Source organism: Nocardia farcinica (assembly GCF_029867845.1).
Classification (GTDB): Bacteria; Actinomycetota; Actinomycetes; order Mycobacteriales; family Mycobacteriaceae; genus Nocardia; species Nocardia farcinica_A.
Map to the genome: position 1 here is coordinate 25,411 of NZ_JARWRU010001228.1, position 17,442 is coordinate 42,852.

General features: G+C 66.1%; 16 protein-coding genes and 1 pseudogene. 6 read left to right on the forward strand and 11 right to left on the reverse strand.

Annotated features, from left to right (window positions below; all coding sequences use genetic code 11):
* Nucleotides 1–43: 43 nt before the first annotated feature.
* Genes QH283_RS27390 through QH283_RS27440 form a run of 11 tightly spaced genes read right to left on the reverse strand, consistent with a single transcriptional unit; the run spans nucleotide 44 to nucleotide 12,588 of the window.
* Complete coding sequence (locus QH283_RS27390; protein WP_280505819.1) at nucleotides 44–652, reverse strand: DUF7172 family protein; 609 nt, start codon at nucleotides 650–652, stop codon at nucleotides 44–46.
* Between the two features lie 7 nt (nucleotides 653–659).
* On the reverse strand, nucleotides 660–1,238 hold the full coding sequence (locus QH283_RS27395) for a DUF7172 family protein (RefSeq protein WP_432420791.1): 579 nt from the start codon (nucleotides 1,236–1,238) through the stop codon (nucleotides 660–662).
* Nucleotides 1,235–1,849: a DUF7172 family protein gene (locus QH283_RS27400; protein WP_432420792.1), complete on the reverse strand. Its 615-nt coding sequence runs from the start codon at nucleotides 1,847–1,849 to the stop codon at nucleotides 1,235–1,237. The genes QH283_RS27395 and QH283_RS27400 overlap by 4 nt, the downstream gene beginning before the upstream one ends.
* A 1-nt stretch (nucleotide 1,850) precedes the next feature.
* Nucleotides 1,851–2,516: a hypothetical protein gene (locus tag QH283_RS27405; protein ID WP_280505822.1), complete on the reverse strand. Its 666-nt coding sequence runs from the start codon at nucleotides 2,514–2,516 to the stop codon at nucleotides 1,851–1,853.
* Complete coding sequence (locus QH283_RS27410; RefSeq protein ID WP_280505823.1) at nucleotides 2,513–3,523, reverse strand: hypothetical protein; 1,011 nt, start codon at nucleotides 3,521–3,523, stop codon at nucleotides 2,513–2,515. Before QH283_RS27410 ends, QH283_RS27405 begins: the two co-directional genes overlap by 4 nt.
* Nucleotides 3,520–4,767 carry a sugar transferase gene (locus QH283_RS27415; protein ID WP_280505824.1) on the reverse strand — a complete coding sequence of 416 codons (1,248 nt, stop codon included), beginning with the start codon at nucleotides 4,765–4,767 and terminating at the stop codon, nucleotides 3,520–3,522. The genes QH283_RS27410 and QH283_RS27415 overlap by 4 nt, the downstream gene beginning before the upstream one ends.
* 11 nt (nucleotides 4,768–4,778) lie before the next feature.
* Nucleotides 4,779–10,649 (reverse strand): hypothetical protein, encoded by a 5,871-nt coding sequence (locus QH283_RS27420; protein WP_432420795.1) that lies wholly within the window; start codon nucleotides 10,647–10,649, stop codon nucleotides 4,779–4,781.
* Nucleotides 10,650–10,695: 46 nt separating this feature from the next.
* On the reverse strand, nucleotides 10,696–11,100 hold the full coding sequence (locus tag QH283_RS27425) for an HK97 gp10 family phage protein (RefSeq protein ID WP_280505826.1): 405 nt from the start codon (nucleotides 11,098–11,100) through the stop codon (nucleotides 10,696–10,698).
* A 3-nt stretch (nucleotides 11,101–11,103) separates the two neighbouring features.
* Nucleotides 11,104–11,370, reverse strand: coding sequence for a hypothetical protein (locus QH283_RS27430; protein WP_280505827.1), 267 nt, complete (start codon nucleotides 11,368–11,370; stop codon nucleotides 11,104–11,106).
* Nucleotides 11,371–11,372: 2 nt separating this feature from the next.
* On the reverse strand, nucleotides 11,373–11,894 hold the full coding sequence (locus tag QH283_RS27435) for a hypothetical protein (protein WP_280505828.1): 522 nt from the start codon (nucleotides 11,892–11,894) through the stop codon (nucleotides 11,373–11,375).
* A 16-nt stretch (nucleotides 11,895–11,910) separates the two neighbouring features.
* The gene (locus QH283_RS27440; RefSeq protein WP_280505829.1) at nucleotides 11,911–12,588 is read right to left on the reverse strand and encodes a hypothetical protein; all 678 of its coding nucleotides are present in this window, start codon (nucleotides 12,586–12,588) and stop codon (nucleotides 11,911–11,913) included.
* 143 nt (nucleotides 12,589–12,731) lie between these two features.
* Here QH283_RS27440 and QH283_RS27445 point away from each other — a divergent pair, with 143 nt between their 5' ends.
* From QH283_RS27445 to QH283_RS27470, 6 genes and pseudogenes are all read left to right on the forward strand, one after another.
* Entirely contained in the window at nucleotides 12,732–13,085 is a 354-nt protein-coding gene (locus QH283_RS27445; protein ID WP_280505830.1) for a type II toxin-antitoxin system RelE/ParE family toxin, read from the forward strand.
* Between the two features lie 123 nt (nucleotides 13,086–13,208).
* Nucleotides 13,209–13,532 carry a helix-turn-helix domain-containing protein gene (locus tag QH283_RS27450; protein ID WP_280505831.1) on the forward strand — a complete coding sequence of 108 codons (324 nt, stop codon included), beginning with the start codon at nucleotides 13,209–13,211 and terminating at the stop codon, nucleotides 13,530–13,532.
* A gap of 93 nt (nucleotides 13,533–13,625) precedes the next feature.
* Nucleotides 13,626–13,919 (forward strand): annotated as a pseudogene (locus QH283_RS27455) (glutamate ligase domain-containing protein); the annotation flags it as partial.
* 97 nt (nucleotides 13,920–14,016) lie between these two features.
* A complete protein-coding gene (locus QH283_RS27460) occupies nucleotides 14,017–15,516 on the forward strand; it encodes a UDP-N-acetylmuramoyl-tripeptide--D-alanyl-D-alanine ligase (RefSeq protein WP_280505832.1) in 1,500 nt (499 codons plus the stop codon).
* The gene (mraY, locus tag QH283_RS27465; protein WP_280505833.1) at nucleotides 15,513–16,589 is read left to right on the forward strand and encodes a phospho-N-acetylmuramoyl-pentapeptide-transferase; all 1,077 of its coding nucleotides are present in this window, start codon (nucleotides 15,513–15,515) and stop codon (nucleotides 16,587–16,589) included. Before QH283_RS27460 ends, mraY begins: the two co-directional genes overlap by 4 nt.
* A 48-nt stretch (nucleotides 16,590–16,637) precedes the next feature.
* The coding region (locus tag QH283_RS27470; RefSeq protein ID WP_280505834.1) for a Mur ligase family protein at nucleotides 16,638–17,442 on the forward strand (805 nt) is incomplete at its 3' end.

Consider the following 17,442-nt stretch of genomic DNA (forward strand, 5'->3'; position numbering starts at 1 on the left):
CTACGCCCCGCCCTAACCCCCTGGGGCGGGGCGTAGTTGTCTCTCAGGGGAACACAGGGGTGGAGAACAGGTCGAGTCGGACGGGCCCGACGCGCAGTACCCGGTGGGGTGCCGGGTTGCCGTAAATAGACGCCCAATCCAACCCCCATGCGAGGGTGGACCACGACACCTGGCAGCGGGCCTTCATCGTGTGTCCCGGCGCGAGCGTAGCTATATCGCCGATAGGGACGGAGGTGGTGGGATGCCGATCCTCGAACAGGTAGAAAACACCCACAGTGTCGCCGGACACTGTGCCGGTACCGAGGTCTCCGTAACCGCGGAGCCGCATCTCCTCGGTAAGCGTGGGGTCCGCGGGCGACGAGCCGTAGGAGGTGCCCCACTGCCACCGCACCTGAACATGCTTGAGATTGTCGAGCGCATACCGGGACGCCCCATACGTCATCAAACAATGCACGTTCTGCGAGATGGGAGTGTCGTTCGTCCACGACACGTTCACCGTGAACAGAGTGGTGCCGCTCGCGTTGCTGACGACGGCCGGGCTCGCACCACCGGCTTGGGCGGTAGCGCGATGCGCGTACTGCCAATTCCGCAGCGGCGCCACCTCACCATCAGCGACGGTGAAGAACGCGTCATCGACACAAGGCTCAGTCAAGGCACACCTACTCGGGTACAGCCCACAAGCGCAAACGCACCCAGAAGGCACGCACCACCTGCAAAGCATTCGACGGAGTACGCCACTGACCCGGTGTCGTATACAGGGCCGCGTACCGGATATGCACCGTCTCCCCAGGCGGGACCGTGCCGATCACATCGTGGCGGACACTGTCATCCCACGCCCGGAACATGCGCGCGTAATGCATCTTATTGTAGGACCAGGGAGTGCCCTGAATCTTGGCGCCGATCCCATCCTCATTCCCGTACGGCTCCGCCGCATTCGGAGACAACGCGATATCCCAAGACAAGGCGTCGTCGAGCACATAACTGTTGGGGTTGGCTGCCACGATCTGCCGAGGCGCTCGATGCGTCCCCAACCAACAACGCTGATTCACCCCAGTGCTGTTGGTCCAGGACAGCTCAGCCTGAATGAACGGCACCGGATCACTGGCACGCGCGACCTCACCATCACGACTCGACGCGACGAACCGTTCAGTCACAATCCGAGGCATCCACGCATCCGCCATCCCCGTCCCCAACGGGGTCGAAAACATGAGGTCCGAACTGCAAATAGGGATACTCATCGCACCGTCTCATCCGCCATCGGGAACGCCCACAACCGCAACTTCACACCCCGCGCATACACCTCATGCAACGGGCTGTTCGCGCTCGCGTTGTTCGACCACGGCGGCGGCGTCCACACGAAACACCGATAGTTGATGTCGATCTCCTCCCCAGCCGGCAACTCGACCCACTCTTCGCTTGCGGTGGCCGGGTAGTCCTGATGCACCCGCGCATAGTTGGGAAGAGCACTGGAGTTGGTGCCGTGGTCGATCGCCAACCGGCAGATGGAGTTGACCAGACCGTAAGAGGTGGGGTCGGCGGCGGGCTGCCCAACCCCTATCCGCCACGAATCCCAGATCTCGACCGCGTTCGGATTCGACGTGACAATCGTCCGATACGAGCGGATCACCTGCAACCGCATCATCAACGGCAACGGACTGTCAGACATCCACGTCAAACCCGTGTTGACCAGTGGGCGCCCGGTCGGGGTGGAGATACCGGACGTGCCGATCGACCCGTCATCGGTGGAAGCCGCCGACGCTTGCGCCACCACCCTCGGCACCGTCCACGGCTGTAGCCCGAGCTGCCCGCCCTCGATCGACAGGTTCCGTGACACACACACTTGAGGCATGTCATCCCCCCCTAGAGGTCAGCGACAGGGACAGTGATGTCGGGATGGCGGTGGTGAAGATCGTCGCCGCACCCACCGTGCGTGTCGCCGGAGGCGACACGAACAACTGCACCGACTGCCCCGCCGTCAACGACAGCTGGCCCGCGATCGTGATACACGGAACCGAGATGCCGTTCGGCTCGTACATGCGGCCACCGATCGAGGTCACCGTGTCCACCAACACCACCAGATGGATCAAGCCACCCCCCTGGGACAGGAACGCCGTCGCTGAAATGTCGTAAACACCGGTCTCGGGGACACGCATCGAATCGAACAGAGTCATGCCGGCAGTCCAATCCCCCACCTCGGAGGACACGCCATCGAACATGACCACACCACCGCTGCCGGTGATGGTTTGCGCGGCGGTGCGTGTGGCGGTGACGGCGGGCCAAGCGTTGTCGGTGATGGCGTCGGGGTCGTTCTCGCCGCCGCTGGGTTTGCGGGCGATGATGACGCTGCCGCCCGCGACGTGGGAGGCGATCAGGTGACCTTCGGTGGAGGTGGAGAACACCCATTCACCCGCGCGGACGCTGGTGGGGTTTTCGGCGGATTCGATGCGACGTTGTGTGGACCGCGCCCACTCCGCGTCATTCTTCGGTTCCCGGATCGGCTCAGCGGTACCGGTCAATTCGCGACCCTCCCTCCAGCCTGCTCCAGCTCCGACAAGTTGTCCGGCGTCGACAGCGTCAAAGCGACATCGGTACCGGTAGGCGACCCAGCCACCTGCACCTGGTCGACACGCAGCACCGTACGCAACCCCAGTGCAGACACCGATAGATTGATGCCGGGCACCAGATCATCCAGCTCGATCGGCGCATCCGCCGTCAACGTCGAGGACGCGGGCACTACAAGTTCGTCCCGGATACGGGCAGTGCGTTTCACATAGTCAGCCGCGGCCCGCTGAATGTTCGACACCCCGAACAGGTCGTCCAGGTTCACGATGGACTGAAGGACCAGCCCGCCGAGTTCACGACGCTCCGTGAACGCCCCGTTCTTGCCCTGCACCCGCACATCCGTCTTCACCCCGCGCCCGGACCGGCGGATCTGAATCCCCTCCGCCATATGACATTCCTCCAGCTCCGCAGCCGGGGCCGCAGGCTGGTTACCGAGGACCGGGCGACCCCGCACCACAGTCCACCGGAGGCCGAGCTTCGACAGCTCCGACATCTCCTGATGAAGCATCTTCAAATCCGACTTCACCGCGAAGTCGAAACGGGACTCGGTACGGGATGGCAACACGATCGGGTCCGCAGACACCCCATGCAGGTCGAGCATTTCCCGCCACATGTCCGCCGCGATCGGCGCCACATCCATCTGCCGCCACTGCTTCGTGGTCAGGGTGCGGGTCTCCCACATCAAGCGGGACACGTCCATCGCTTCGATGGACATGGCGGTGCGGGACCGGATCGGATCAACCACCACCCCGAACCATTGCAACGATGTGCCGTGCCAGCATGAGACCCAATGCGCCCACGGCGTCACCACCTCCGCAAGTTCCTGAATGGGAGCGGTCAGGGTGAGTTTCGAAACCTCGTTGAGCTCTCTGCTCCACGAGAAGGACTCTGGGCACTCAATGGTGCCGAGCTGTGCACCGGTCTTGTCGTGGATCGCGAACGACGCCGCATCAAGCCTCACGCCTGCCGCCCCCTGATCGAAGCCTGAACCGAGAAGTCCAGCCCCGGTTCATGCTGGGCCACCAACTCCCAACACCCACTCGCATCGAGCACGATCGGTGTCCACGGCGCACCCGTCGGCGTGCCCACAATCCCCACCTGCCGCACCTGCTGCCCGCCCACCACGCCGTACGCGCGGCGGGCGACACTGTCGGCCACCACCGTCGCACCCGCCGGCAAGCCTGCGATGGACAGGAACCCGGTCCTGTCGCACATGGCGGTGTTCCCACACGGCCTGATCCAGAAGTTCGCCGACACAGGTTCCTCGCCCGCGGTGATGGTGAGCGACAGCACCTGATCTACACACAGCACACCCGAGGCGGCGGGCAGTACCGCCACCCTGGTTTGCACCTCACACACCGGGACACAGCCCGCGCACACAGGTGGCTGCACGGGGCGAACGTCGATCACGTTCGGCACACACGTCACTGACGCCAGGACTGGGATCTCCTCGCAGGAGGTGGGGGAGTCGCAGTCGGGGGCGTGCGCCCACGTGATCCCCTCCGTCACCGACGCATCCCAGTCGATGGCGAGGTTGGTGGCAGGCCCGTACGTGTACGGGTCGAGCACGGCCAGTTCGAAGTCCACCGTTTGCAGGGCGCCTTGCCGGTGTTCTTCACCGCGCAGGCCACGCGAGTTCGTCACCCGCGGCTCGCGGGTGAGGACCACCCGGTTCATCACCCGACGTAAGGTTTCGGGGTTGACCGCCGAGTTCTCCGGGTGCGCCGCCAGGAACTCCAGCGTGGTGCCCGCAGTCTTCGCTGCCCGCAACTGGCACGACAGCCAGTCCCGCCCGTACTCGACCCCCGCGTGTGTGCACCCGATCAGCTGCGCTTCCACCCTGATCTGCCGGTGGGTGTCGCGGTTGGCGGGGGCGATACCGCCCGCGCAGATCGCTTCAGACACCTGCCGGGACACAGGCACCGCACCGAACCCCTCCACCGACAGCACCCAGATCCCGAGGAACTCGCCGGACTGGGGGATGGCGGGGTCGTACCAGGGGGCATTGGCGATCGTGTACGGGTCATCCCCCAGGAACGATTGCAGGCCTGGCCAGGAGTCGTCGTATTGGATGTAGTCATTGGCGCATCGGCATTGCGCGAGCGCTTCCTCCCACGACTGCGGCACCCCCGGTTTCGCGTGCGCAATCAGACGTGAGGTGTTGGTGAGTTCGGCCCCGCCCAGCTGGAGCCATCCGCGATACATGAGGGTGCCTCCTACAGCAGGGACAGCAGGTCGGTGCCGATACGACGCCCACCACCAGGGGACTCGTACACGGTCATCGGCACATTCACGGTCCGGTTGCCGGACTTCTCCAACGCAGCCACCAACCGATCGAAGCTTTCGGTTTGCGACGGGGACAGGACACGTTCCGGGGCGATCGTGTCCTTCACCATCAACCCCTTGCCGTAGGCGACACCACCGGAGTCGAACGCATCGATCGCCGCGCCCGCACCAACCGCCAGCGTGGACACGAACACCGCCGCCACACCAGCGAGCGCCGCACCCACGACCGCACCGACCGCAGCGCCGATCGCTGTACCGATACCGGGGATGACCGAACCGATCGCCGCACCGATCGCGGTGACCGCGACCTGGATCATGATGCCGAGGATCGCGGACAGGATCGGGATCAGCACCGACGTCATCAGATAGCGCAGGACAGCCTTGATCAACTCCCTGTTCAACCGGTTCTGCTCGGAGATCACCAGGTCACGCGAGGACTCGTTGCGCTGCATCAGGTCCGCGGTGTCCGCCACAATCCGGCCCGAAACGTCGAAGGCGTTGACCAGATCCCCACGGAAGTCCCGGATCTCCTGCCACGTGTCGACCAGGGTGTCCCGGATCTCGATCTCCACACCAGTCAAGCGGACGATCATGTCCACCAGTGGCCCACCCGAGATGTCCCGGCCCAACACGCCCCGAGGATTGTCGACCCGTGACGCCTGCTGCGCCAGCGCCGCATTCGCGATGTCGTTCGCCACCGACATGAACGCCTGCTGCGCTGTCTGCGCCACCGACACCACAGCATCCGAGATCGCGGTCACCGCGTCGAACGCGCTACCCGGCGCACCGAACGGGGCAGGCGCCAACGCCGGATCAACGCCCACATCCAGGGCCTGCACCGCCGCTGTCGTCCCATCCGTGGATGCCGTGATCTGATCCGCCGACCCCTCCACCCAACGCTCCACCAGCCCGATGCCCTGCTGCACAGCCGACTGCATGATCGGCAACAACACGCCCTCGGACAGGCGGATACCGAGGCTGGCGAGCACGGCCTGCACCTGCTCGAAACCCTCCGCCAGCACACGATCAGTGGACGACTCGGAACGGTCCGCCAGATCCTGCACCGTCCCGAGCACCCGCCCGGTCACGTCCACGACCTGCCGATTCTGCTCCATCTGCTGCGCAAACTCCGGCGCCACCGACGTGTCCTCCTCCACCCCCAGGACACGCGCGAGATGGTCAATCCCCTGCTGGAACACTGTCGCCGTCAACGGCTCAGGGCCCGGACCGGTACCGGACGCCACCTGCTGCAACGACACCACCAGCGACTCGAACAAACGGGTCTGCTCCGGCGACAGGACTCGTTCGGGGGCGATCACATTCTTCGGCATGAACCCGACACCGCTCGCGACACCACCGCTATCGAACGGATTCAACGCATCGAACACATTGCCGGCGAACTCGCGAGCCTTCGACCACGCCCCCGGCAACAGATCACCCAAACCACCCACCATCCCGGTCAGGTGACCGGCCACCTTGTCCTCGACGGTGGTCAGGTAGGCGGGCGGGACCTCACGCCATCGTGGCGGCGGCGCACCGACCGCCGACAGCAGCGTGTCCCGGATCGGGCTCGTGAACTTGCGGATCGTGTCGAGCACCATGCGCTCCACAAACCCACGCTGCTCACCCACCGACGGCCCCACACCCGACCCGGTGCCCGGCTGGAAGAAACCGTTCGCACCGATCGGCAAGTGATATTGAGTCAGGAACGAACGCGGGTCCGGGCCATCGTTGTAATGCACATCCCCACGCGCACCACCCGACTCCACCCGAGCCACCGCGAACAGACCAGGCACCTCACCCAGTACACCCGCCGTATGCCCGCCACCGGGCCCACCCGGATCGTCGGTGACACCGATCGTGAAGCCAGGCCCGACGCCGGCGACGAACCCTTGCGGCCCGGTCGCGCGCTGGCCACGCCCGAACGAACTGGTCGCCCAATACCTTTGCCACGGATTCAGCCCGAGGATCGCCGCGGCGATGGAGCCCATGAAACCCGAGCAGTCGAAAGAATCGCCCCGCCAGCGGGGGCCCGCCCACTGGTAGGGGCGGCCGTGCTGGGCGCGCGCGAACTCGTGACCACGCGCCAACTGCTGCATCCACGGCTCGACAAACACCGCGCCACCGGTGCGATACCGCGGCATCAACTGATCGAACAGCCCCTCCGGGGGCACGTTGCCGATGCCTCGGTCCCGCACCGCAGACCCGTAGGCGCTGAGGTTATCGCGGCCGAGCTGGGAGATGATGCGCCCGTTGTCCCACGTGAACGGGATACCTCGCGCGATCATGTCACGGATCGCGTACAGGATGTTCTGACCACCAGCTTTGAGGACTTCCGCGGCGGTGACGACATGCTCACCATTGGACAGGTAGGCAAGGATGCTGTCGGAAGTTCCTGTGCCTGGACCATTGACCCCACCACCACGGGCGAAGCCGAGAGTGACCTTCTCCATCGGCGCCATGCCGGGAATGAATTCCTGCACCGCATTCCAGGCCTTCAACAAGCCTTCGTTCCAGACGGTGTTCACGATGAACCGCACCGGGACAGCGGCAGCTTCTTTGATCTTGTCCCACGCCTTCGTGATGCCATCAACGCCGGTCTCGAACCAGCCCTTCACCTTGTCGATCGCTGTACCGAGAGCGGGGAACAGGGTGTCCTTCACCCAGTCGATCGCCTCGCCGATCTTCTCCATCGCCCACTTGAACTGGTCCGCGACCTCTCGGATGATCGGCAGCACATACGGGATGAGGACGTCCTGCACCAGCCACGTGAACGCCTCCATCAACTTGATCAGCACCGGAGACAGCTCGACCAAAATGTTCAGCAAGGGGGGCAGGAGGTCGGCGGCGAGCTTCACAAGTTCCGGCAGCAACGGCAGGATCGCCATCAACAAATTGGTGAACGCGGTGACGATGCCGGGCAGCATCGGCGCCAACTGCTTGATCGCATCCGCGAGAGCGAGGCCGATCGTCTTCGCCACATCCGCGAGGATCGGCGCGATCTCCTGAATGACCGGGCTCATCTGCTCCGCGAACTGCGCGATCACCGGGGCGAGGGCGACCGCGATCTCCGAGATAGCGGGAGCCAACGCCTGCAACACGGTCGACAGCGAGTCCGCGAACAACGGGATCAGCGGCGACACCGCGGTCACGATGTCAGCGAACGCCTGCGCCAACGCCGGAAGACTAGGCGCGATAGCAGTGATCGCATCCGCCAACGCCAAACCCACCACCTGCGCAACCTGCGACAGGGGCTCGATCATCGGCTGTAGCGCATCGAGGATGACGGTGAACAAGTGCGCGATCACCGGCAGGACCGGCTGCAACCCCTCCGCCAACGCTTTGATGAACGACCCGAGCGACGGCATGATCATCGTCAGCGACTCAGCGAACACCTTGCCGATCTCGCCCAAGCTGGGACCGAGCGACCCGATCATGTCACCGATCGCCGTGAACAGCGGACCCAACGCAGGCAGCACAGCGCTAGCCATTTCGGCGAGCCCCACCATGATCGACCCCAACGAAGGCCCCAACGCCTCCAACGCAGCCGACAACCCGTTGACAATTTCCTCGAGCAGCCCCGACTGCGCGATGTGCTCGAACGCCTCACCCAACGCGGAACCGATCGACCCGAACGCCTTGCCGAGCGATTCGGACAGCGGAGCGAACGCCTGCATCATCTGCGACATGCCGGCGAGGAAGCCGTCGGAGCCTTCCCGCATGCCGCGCATGAAACCTTCGGTGGATGCGAACGTGGCGTCCAGTCCCGCCATCCCCTCCGCTGAGGTGAGGAAGTCAGCGAAACCCTTAGCGCCTGCGTTCATTTCGGTGGCGATACCACCGAGCCCCGTTTCCAGAGACGGCATCACCGTGTTCGCCAAATTGGTGAACGTTTCATCGAGGCCGTCGAAGAAGTCGTCCTGTATGGAGTCCTTCACCTCATCCCACGCGGGAGCGAGTTCACGACCGGCGAGGACGAACGCCTGTGCGTGAGGGGACAGTTCTTCCATCGCTTCGGCGAACTTCTTAGCTGAAGCGCCACCATTGGATTGCGCCTCAGCCAAAGCCATTTGCGCGATCGTCACCTGCTGCTGCGCCCGCTCCGACGCTTTCGCCGCGTCCGCTACCCGCTGCTCCGCATCCGCCGCAGCTTCCTTCGCTGCCACCACCCGATCCGAATTTTCGATGCCCTTCTCCTGGGCCTCGTTCACTTCCTCGGCAACGTCCTTGCCGGCCTCGATCGCCTTGTCGTAGTTGAGTTGTGCACGCTCAACCCTGACCAGCGCTTTCTGTCGCTCGTCCACTGTCTTCGCGGAAAACACATCGGCCTGCGCTTCTTTGAGCGCGATCGCGGCTTCCTTCTGATCGATGACCGAGCCACGCAATTTGAACTGCAAGTCTTCGAGGTCATCAGCCGCATCCGAATACGCTTCACCGATAGCGTCCGCCGCGGACTTCGCATCCTTCTGGGCGTCAGCGAGGGTGCGCTGCGCGGACGCCGCCCCATCCGCCGCCGACTGCAACGACAACTGCGCCGACGCCACCGCTTTCGCCTGCGATGCCGCTTCCTCCGGCCCGTTCTTCGCGGCCTCCGCAGCCGCATCGAAAGCGTCTTTCACACCGCTCAGGGCGATAGTCGCGGTACCGACAGCGGCAGCGATCGCTGGGCCCAACGCCATACCTGCGATAGCGAGACCACCGATAGCGCCAGCCGCCAAACCAGCCGCACCTGTGAGTGCCCCCAGTGCTGCGGTGACAGCGACGATTCCACCGGCGCCGATGCCTACTGATTGCAGCGAGTCCCGCAGCCGGTCGATCCTGGTGGCCTCGGTCTCGGCGTTGCTGCTGAACCGGAAGGTGGAGGTTTGGGATTGCAGTGCCTGAAGCAGGGCGGCGATCCGCGCCAGTTGTGCTTCGTCGGCGTCGATCCGAACCCGGATCGTCACATCCTTGTCGGTCAACTGGGCGAGGCTCGATGCGGCGGCCAACGCTGCCGCATCGATGTCGAAGTTCACTTTGAAGTTGATCGTCTTGTCCGCCAACGACTGCAACGCCTGAAGGCTCGCCAACCCTGAAGCATCGATGTCGAACACGACTTTCGTGTTGATCGTCTTATCGGCCATCGACTGAATCGCCTGGAGATTGGCGAGCCCGGTGGCGTCGATATCGAACTCGACCTTCGTGTTGATCGTCTTGTCCGCCATACCCTGCACCGCTTGCAGCTCGGCGAGCGCGGACGCATCCACATCGAAATCGACTTTCGCTTTGACGGTTTTGTCGACCATCGCCGCCACAGCCTGCATGTCCGCCAAACCAGCAGCATCCACATCGAAGTCGACCTTCGCGCGGATCGTCTTATCCGTCATCCCCTGGATCGACTGGAGCCCCGCCAACTCGGTCGTATCCACATCGAAGTCGACCTTCGCCGTGATGGTTTTATCGGCCATCCCCTGGATCGCTTGCAGCTCAGCGAGAGCGGTGGCATCCAAATCGAAATCGGCTTTGATCTTGACGCTGCCTCCAGCGCCAGCGATCGCGGTCTCCACGTCCTGCTTCAGGCCGGCATCATCGAACTTCGCGCCGATCCGCACCTCAGGATCGAGGGTCCGTTCGATCTGCTCCAGTTCGGCTTCCAGCTCCCGAGAGAACTTGACCGAGTCGAAGTTGCCGCCGATCTTCACGTTCAACGGGGTCATGTCCAGTTCCCGCTGCACGTCTTTCATGGCGTCGATGACGACCCGGCGTAGCTCCTCATCGAAGCCGTCACCATCGGCGGTGATCGGGATACTGATTCCGGGCATCGTCACGCCGGGCACGATGTCAGGCAGGGGTGCAGCGCGACCGGGGTCAGAGGCCCTGGCTCAACTCCTCGGTGATGGCGTCCCGCAGGAAAGGGTTCCCCTTGTATCCGGGGTGCCAGACCCGCTTGCGGAAGACGAGCCGACCCCGCCACCAGAACCGCAGGGCGCGTGCATGACGCGGTCGGATCTCATGTGCCCGCGTCCCTTCGTGAATGTAGATGGCGTGTTCGGCGCGGGCGTGTACCTCAACCCGCACTCTGGTTCCCTCGGCTCGTGCAGTGGTTCGGCCGATCGAATCCCGCAGCAACCCGGAGCGCACGTTCACTCGCCGTTTCGCGGTGAACACGACACGTTCAGCGAAACGGTCGAGACGCGGGGTCGCCAGTACTGCCGCCTGCTGCCCGGCCCCCACAGGCGGGGTGAAGACTTGACGGGCCCGCACCTCACCCACGGTCTAGTCCTCGGCGGCGGAGTCGGTGTCGCCGTCGTCGGAAGTGTCGGCTGCCTTGCGGCGGCGGGACCGCTTCGGCAGCTTGGCCGCTACGGGAGCATCCGTCACCGGGCCATCAGCAGCGGGCTCCACTTCGGGGTGATGCCATTCGATCACCTTCACATACCCCCTGCCCGCCAGTCGCCGTAGATGCTCGGTCCACTCCACGGTGTGCTGCTCACCCCGCCTGCACACATCAGTGGACACAACACCCTCAATGGTGACCTGCATGTTCAACTCCTCTTGTCTGGGTTCAGCTCGACATAAGCGGGTTGCAGCCAAACGGCAACGAGGCCCTCGGGACCCACGGGCACGCCCGCACCCAGCCCGTATTCGGTGATCACATCCGCGGCCTTCGCCGCCTTCATCGCCGCACACAAGGCGGCATCGATCCTGTGCGAGTCGTCCCACTGCACAGCCGCGTGATGCTCCAACTCCGCCAACGTCCCGTCCAAGGGGTGGCAGCGGGCTATGCCGGCCTCAATGGTGATGGCTTTCGATGTGCCGCATTTACCGACCACGGCTTCGACGGGGAAGCGTTCGGTCCTCCACCGTCGCGCTAGCCGCACCCACAGGTAGGGGCCGCATCCTTCGCAGGATGTGTCCTCGTCATCACCGACCAGCCACGGCGGGGGAACAACCGTGTCCCCGGCGAGGAGGTACACGTCATCAGTCCCGCCACCCAACGGCGGGTTCGCATGTGATGGGGAGAAGACAGCCCGTAGCTTCTCCACGGCCAGGCCGAGCACGGTCACCGATGCATCCACGGCTCTACCCCTCGAAATCCGGCGACGACACGGCAGAGGGTGCGGACAGGCGGTGCGGGTTGTGGGCGGTCAACCACATGTCGACCTGCGTGATCCCCGTCCGATAGTTCTCGAACAACTGTTCCGGGTCGACCATCTTCATCGTCACGCCACGGCGCGTCACCTGTTCGGTGCGTTTCGGGAGTGCGCATTTCTCGCCCTTGCACAGCGCATAGAACTCCTTCGCCAACAGGGCGACCATCGTGCCTGCCCCCGCTGGCGGCGGCTGCCCCTGTAGGTACTCGACACTCCACGTGTTCGGTACACCGAGCGGGCGTTGTAGGTCTTGGTCCGGCCAATCCCCGACCGTCGAATACAACCAGTCCCCCTCGAGGCGGTAGGCGGTCTCCTCCCACACCACGCCAGCGACGGTGACGGCGGTGACCTCGCAGACGGGGCCGGGTAGGTGCACCATGCCGGGCCCGCCCCGTGAGCAGGTGGGGCCGCATCCGCAGTGGGTGTTGCGCCAGATCCCGCCATCCAGTTCGGGATGCCAAGTGTTGCCCGGTAGCCACAGGTTCTGCCATTGGGGGGACGGGCAGGGGCGGATGATGCGCGGGCAACACCCGTACTGGCGGCCCGTGAAGGACCAGAGGACACCGACAGCGGTGTCGATCGCAGCCTGCAACAGATCCTGGTCCACCTCGGACTCCACCTCGGGCAGGCATGTGCGGTCCGTTGGCCAGGTGCATGACATGGCGCGCACGGTAGGGGGGAGGGGTGCAGGCGGGGGATCGTTATCCGCCGTTCACCCCTGGGTGATACACAATTATGTATATTCGAGGAGTGAAGGGCGCACCCCAACCGAAGCCGGTGAGATTCATCGGCCGAGCACTGAACGAGCTCCGAGACTTCCCGAAGGAGGCGCGAGAAGATGCCGGATACCAGATCCACCTAGTCCAGATCGGCGAGACACCGCCAACGTCGAAAGCGGTACCCGACATCGGCAAAGGTGTCCGTGAACTGCGGGTAGCCGAAAACGACAGTTGGTTCCGAGTCCTCTACGTCGCCGAACTGGCAGGCAAAGTGTGCGTCCTCCACGCCTTCCAGAAGAAGTCGAACCAGATGCCGAAGACAGCCAAGGACACCGGCAAAACCCGGTATCGGCAAGCTCTCGACGACGCATCCACCACCGCATAACCGTGCGAGACCTTCACCGCTAACCCGCGAGACTTCCCATCCCCGAAGCACGTCACGCCGCCGCTCGCCCACCCCAGTAGCGAAGCCACCGCTATGGGCGAGCGCCCACCCCAAGGGCACATCATGGACCTGAACTCCACCCCCGAATACGCATCCGTCTTCGACGCCATCACCGACACCCCAGCCCAAGCCGAGAACCTGCGAGTCCGAGCCCTCCTGATGCACGCCATCGGTGAACGCATCGACGAGTTCGGATGGTCGCAGCGCGTCGCCGCCAACAACCTCGGTGTCACCCAGCCCCGCATCAGCGACTTGAAGAACGGCAAGTTGTCGCGCTTCTCGGTCGATGTGCTGGTGAACCTGGCTACCCGTGTCGGGCTGACCGTCCAGGTGAACGTGGTCGCCACCGACGAGCACGCGAACGGCCGCGAATACGCCTGCAACTAGCTCGCCCCTTGAACGCCCCGGACGCTTCGTGTGGCCGGGGCGTTCGCCACATCCCAGAAGGAACCTGCGATGCAACTGCTCGCTCTGGTCCACATCCTCACCGACGACAATCCGCGCAGCGAGGACCCGGCCGCCATCAGGGCCGCGCTGCGGGCGGGCGCGCTCGACGTGCCCGAGGCGGTGCGCGGAGAGGTGCTCGAGATCGGTGACCGCGCGGAGGCGATCGAGGCCGCCGTACGCTGGGCGCGCCGCGGCGACGCGGTGCTGGTGGCGGGCAAGGGCCACGAGACGGGGCAGGAGATCGCGGGGGTCAAGCACCCCTTCGACGACCGCGAGGTGCTCGCGGCGGCCCTGGCGCGCAAAGTGGGTGCGGAGGCACACACGTGAACGGTGAAGCGGTACAGCATGTTCGGCACGATGGGCGGGAAAGCGGCCCGGAACATGCCCGTTCGGATCGGACGGGCTCGGAGGACTTGACGGTTTCATGATCGAGATGACACTGCGGGAGATCGCGGAGGTCGTTGGCGGCACGCTGCACGACGTCGCAGACCCGGAGGTGCGGGTGACCGGCGCGGCCGAATTCGATTCGCGCCGCGTCGGTGCGGGGGACCTGTTCCTGGCGTTGCCGGGTGAACGGGCCGACGGACACGATTACGCACAGGCCGCCGTCGACGCGGGGGCGACGGCGGTGCTGGCTGCGCGGCCGGTCGGCGTGCCCGCCGTGGTGGTCGCGCCGAGCCCGGGCACGGTGCCGGCGGGCGCGCTCGCGGTGGCCCACGACCCGGACGGCTCCGGCGCCGCGGTCCTCGCCGCCCTCGGCGCCCTGGCCCGCCACAGCGTCGAGGCGCTGACCGCCGCGAGCGGACTGGAGGTGGTCGGCGTGACCGGCTCCTCCGGCAAGACCTCCACGAAGGACCTGCTCGCCGCGGTGCTCGCGCCGCTCGGCTCGGTGATCGCCCCGCCCGGCTCGTTCAATAACGAGCTCGGCCACCCGTGGACCGCGCTGCGCGCCGGCGCCGGCACCCGTTTCCTGGTGCTCGAGCTGTCCGCCCGCGGGCCCGGCCACATCGCCGCGCTCGCGCGGGTCGCCCCGCCCCGGGTCGGTGTCGTGCTCAACGTCGGCACCGCGCACCTGGGCGAGTTCGGCAGCCGCGAGGCGATAGCGCAGACCAAGGGCGAACTGGTCGAGGCGCTGCCCGAGACCGGGCTCGCGGTGCTCAACGCCGACGACCCGCAGGTGGCGGCCATGGCCGAGCGCACGAAGGCCAGGGTGGTCACCTTCGGCCACGCCGAGAACGCCGACTTCCGGGCGAGCGAGGTGATGCTCGACGACGAGGCCCGCGCGTCCTTCACCCTGCACACCCCCGGTGGGTCCGCCCCGGTGCGGCTGGCCGTGCACGGCGAACACCAGGTCGGCAACGCGCTGGCCGCGGCTGCGGTGGCCACCGAGTTCGGCGCCGACCCGCAGACCGTCGCCGCAGCCCTGTCCGGCGCGAAGGCAGCCTCGGCGCGCCGGATGGACGTGCGCACCACCGCCGCGGGGGTGACGGTGATCAACGACTCCTACAACGCCAACCCCGACTCCATGCGGGCCGCGCTCAAGGCCCTCGTCACCATGTCCAGGGCGGCGGACACCCCGCGCCGCAGCTGGGCGGTGCTCGGCGAGATGGCCGAGCTCGGCGAGGACTCGGTGGTCGAGCACGACGCCATCGGCAGGCTCGCGGTGCGCCTGGACGTCGACCGGCTGGTCGTCGTCGGCACCGGACGACCCTCCCGGGGAATGCATCAGGGAGCGGTGATGGAAGGCTCGTGGGGCGAGGAGTCGGTGCTGGTGCCCGACATCGACGCCGCGCTGACCCTGCTCGACGCCGAAGTCGAGCCGGGTGATGTGGTGTTGGTCAAGGCATCGCAGTCGGTCGGCCTGTGGCGGGTCGCCGAGCATCTGACCCGCGCGGCGGGCAGCGACACGGAGGCAGCGCAGTGAGACAGATCCTATTCGCGGCGGCGATCGCGCTGACGGTGTCGATCCTGTTGACTCCGTTGCTGATCAAGTTCTTCGCCAAACAAGGCTTCGGACAGGAGATCCGGGTCGACGGCCCGGCCAGCCATCAGGCCAAGCGCGGCACCCCGACCATGGGCGGCGTCGCCATCCTCATCGGCATGTGGGCCGGTTACCTCGGCTCGCACCTCATCGGCATCGGCTACGACGCCGACGGCCCTTCGGCCTCGGCGCTGCTGGTGCTCGGCCTGGCCACCGCCCTCGGCGCGGTCGGCTTCCTCGACGACTTCATCAAGCTGCGCAAGGGCCGCAATCTCGGCCTGACCGCCGCGGGCAAGTACGTCGGCCAGCTCACCGCCGCCATCGTGTTCGCCATCCTGGCCCTGCAGTTCAAGGGCGGCAACGGGCTCACTCCGGCCAGCACCCACCTGTCCTACGTCCGCGACATCACCACGGTGTCGATGGGCGTGATCGTCTTCGTCGCCTTCGTCTGCCTGGTGGTGGTGGCCTGGTCCAACGCGGTCAACCTGACCGACGGCCTGGACGGCCTGGCCGCGGGCTCGATGAGCCTGGTGCTCGGCGGCTACGTGATCATCACGTTCTGGCAGTACTACCACGCCTGCGAGATCAAGCCGGAGGCAGGCTGCTACAACGTGCGAGACCCGCTGGACCTGGCGCTGGTGTGCGCGGCGGGCGCGGCGGCCTGCATCGGCTTCCTGTGGTGGAACGCCGCACCGGCCAAGATCTTCATGGGTGACACCGGTTCGCTCGCGCTGGGCGGCCTGCTCGCCGGTCTGTCCATCACCACCCGCACCGAGCTGCTGATGGTCGTCATCGGCGCGCTGTTCGTGGCCGAGGCCGCCTCGGTGGTGCTACAGGTGGCGGTGTTCCGCACCACGCGCAACCGGTTGTTCAAGATGGCCCCGTTCCACCATCACTTCGAGCTGAGCAAGTGGGCGGAGACGACGGTCATCATCCGGTTCTGGCTGCTGGCGGCGATGGCCTCGGCGGTCGGACTCGGTCTGTTCTACAGCGAATACCTCTCCGCGGTCGGGTGATCCAGGATGGTCGAACATTCTCCGCGGGCCCTGCGCTCACCGGGGCCCATGCTGGAATTCCTGCGTGGTCGTGACGTTCTCGTCGCGGGCTGGGGCGTCTCGGGGCGCTCGCTGGTCGAACCGCTGCGCGACATCGGCGCGCACCCGGTGGTCACCGACAGCGGCGCCGCCGCCCTGGCCGAGGCCGCCGGTCTCGGCCTGGAGGTCGCGACCTCCGTCGAGCTGGAGTCGGCCGACCTGAGCCGTTTCGCGCTGGTCATCACCAGCCCGGGCTGGCGGCCGGACTCGCCGGTGCTGGTCTCCGCGGTCACCGAGGGCATCCCGGTGTGGGGTGATGTCGAGTTCGCCTGGTGGGTCGACCAGGCCCGCATCTACGGGCCGGTGCGCAAATGGCTCGTGGTCACCGGCACCAACGGCAAGACCACCACCACCCAGATGACGCACTCGATCCTGCGCGCCGCCGGCATCCCCAGCGTGGCCTGCGGCAACATCGGCCTGCCCATTCTGGACGCGCTGCGGCGCAATCCCGGCCCGCAGGTGCTCGCGGTCGAGCTGTCGTCGTTCCAGCTGCACTGGGCGCCCTCGGTACGCCCGGAGGCGGGCGTGGTGCTCAACGTCGCCGAGGACCACCTGGACTGGCACGGCGGCCTCGACGCCTACGCCGCCGCCAAGGCGAGGGCGCTGGTCGGCCGGGTCGGCGTGGTCGGCCTGGACGATCCGGTCGCGGCCACCCAGGCGCGGGGGGCGAAGGGCAAGCGGCCCCGCGGCGTGCGGGGGGGGGGGGGCCCCCCCCGCGGCGTTTGGGGGGGGGGGGGGGCAGGGGCCGGCCCCGCCCCGCCCACACCCCCCCGCC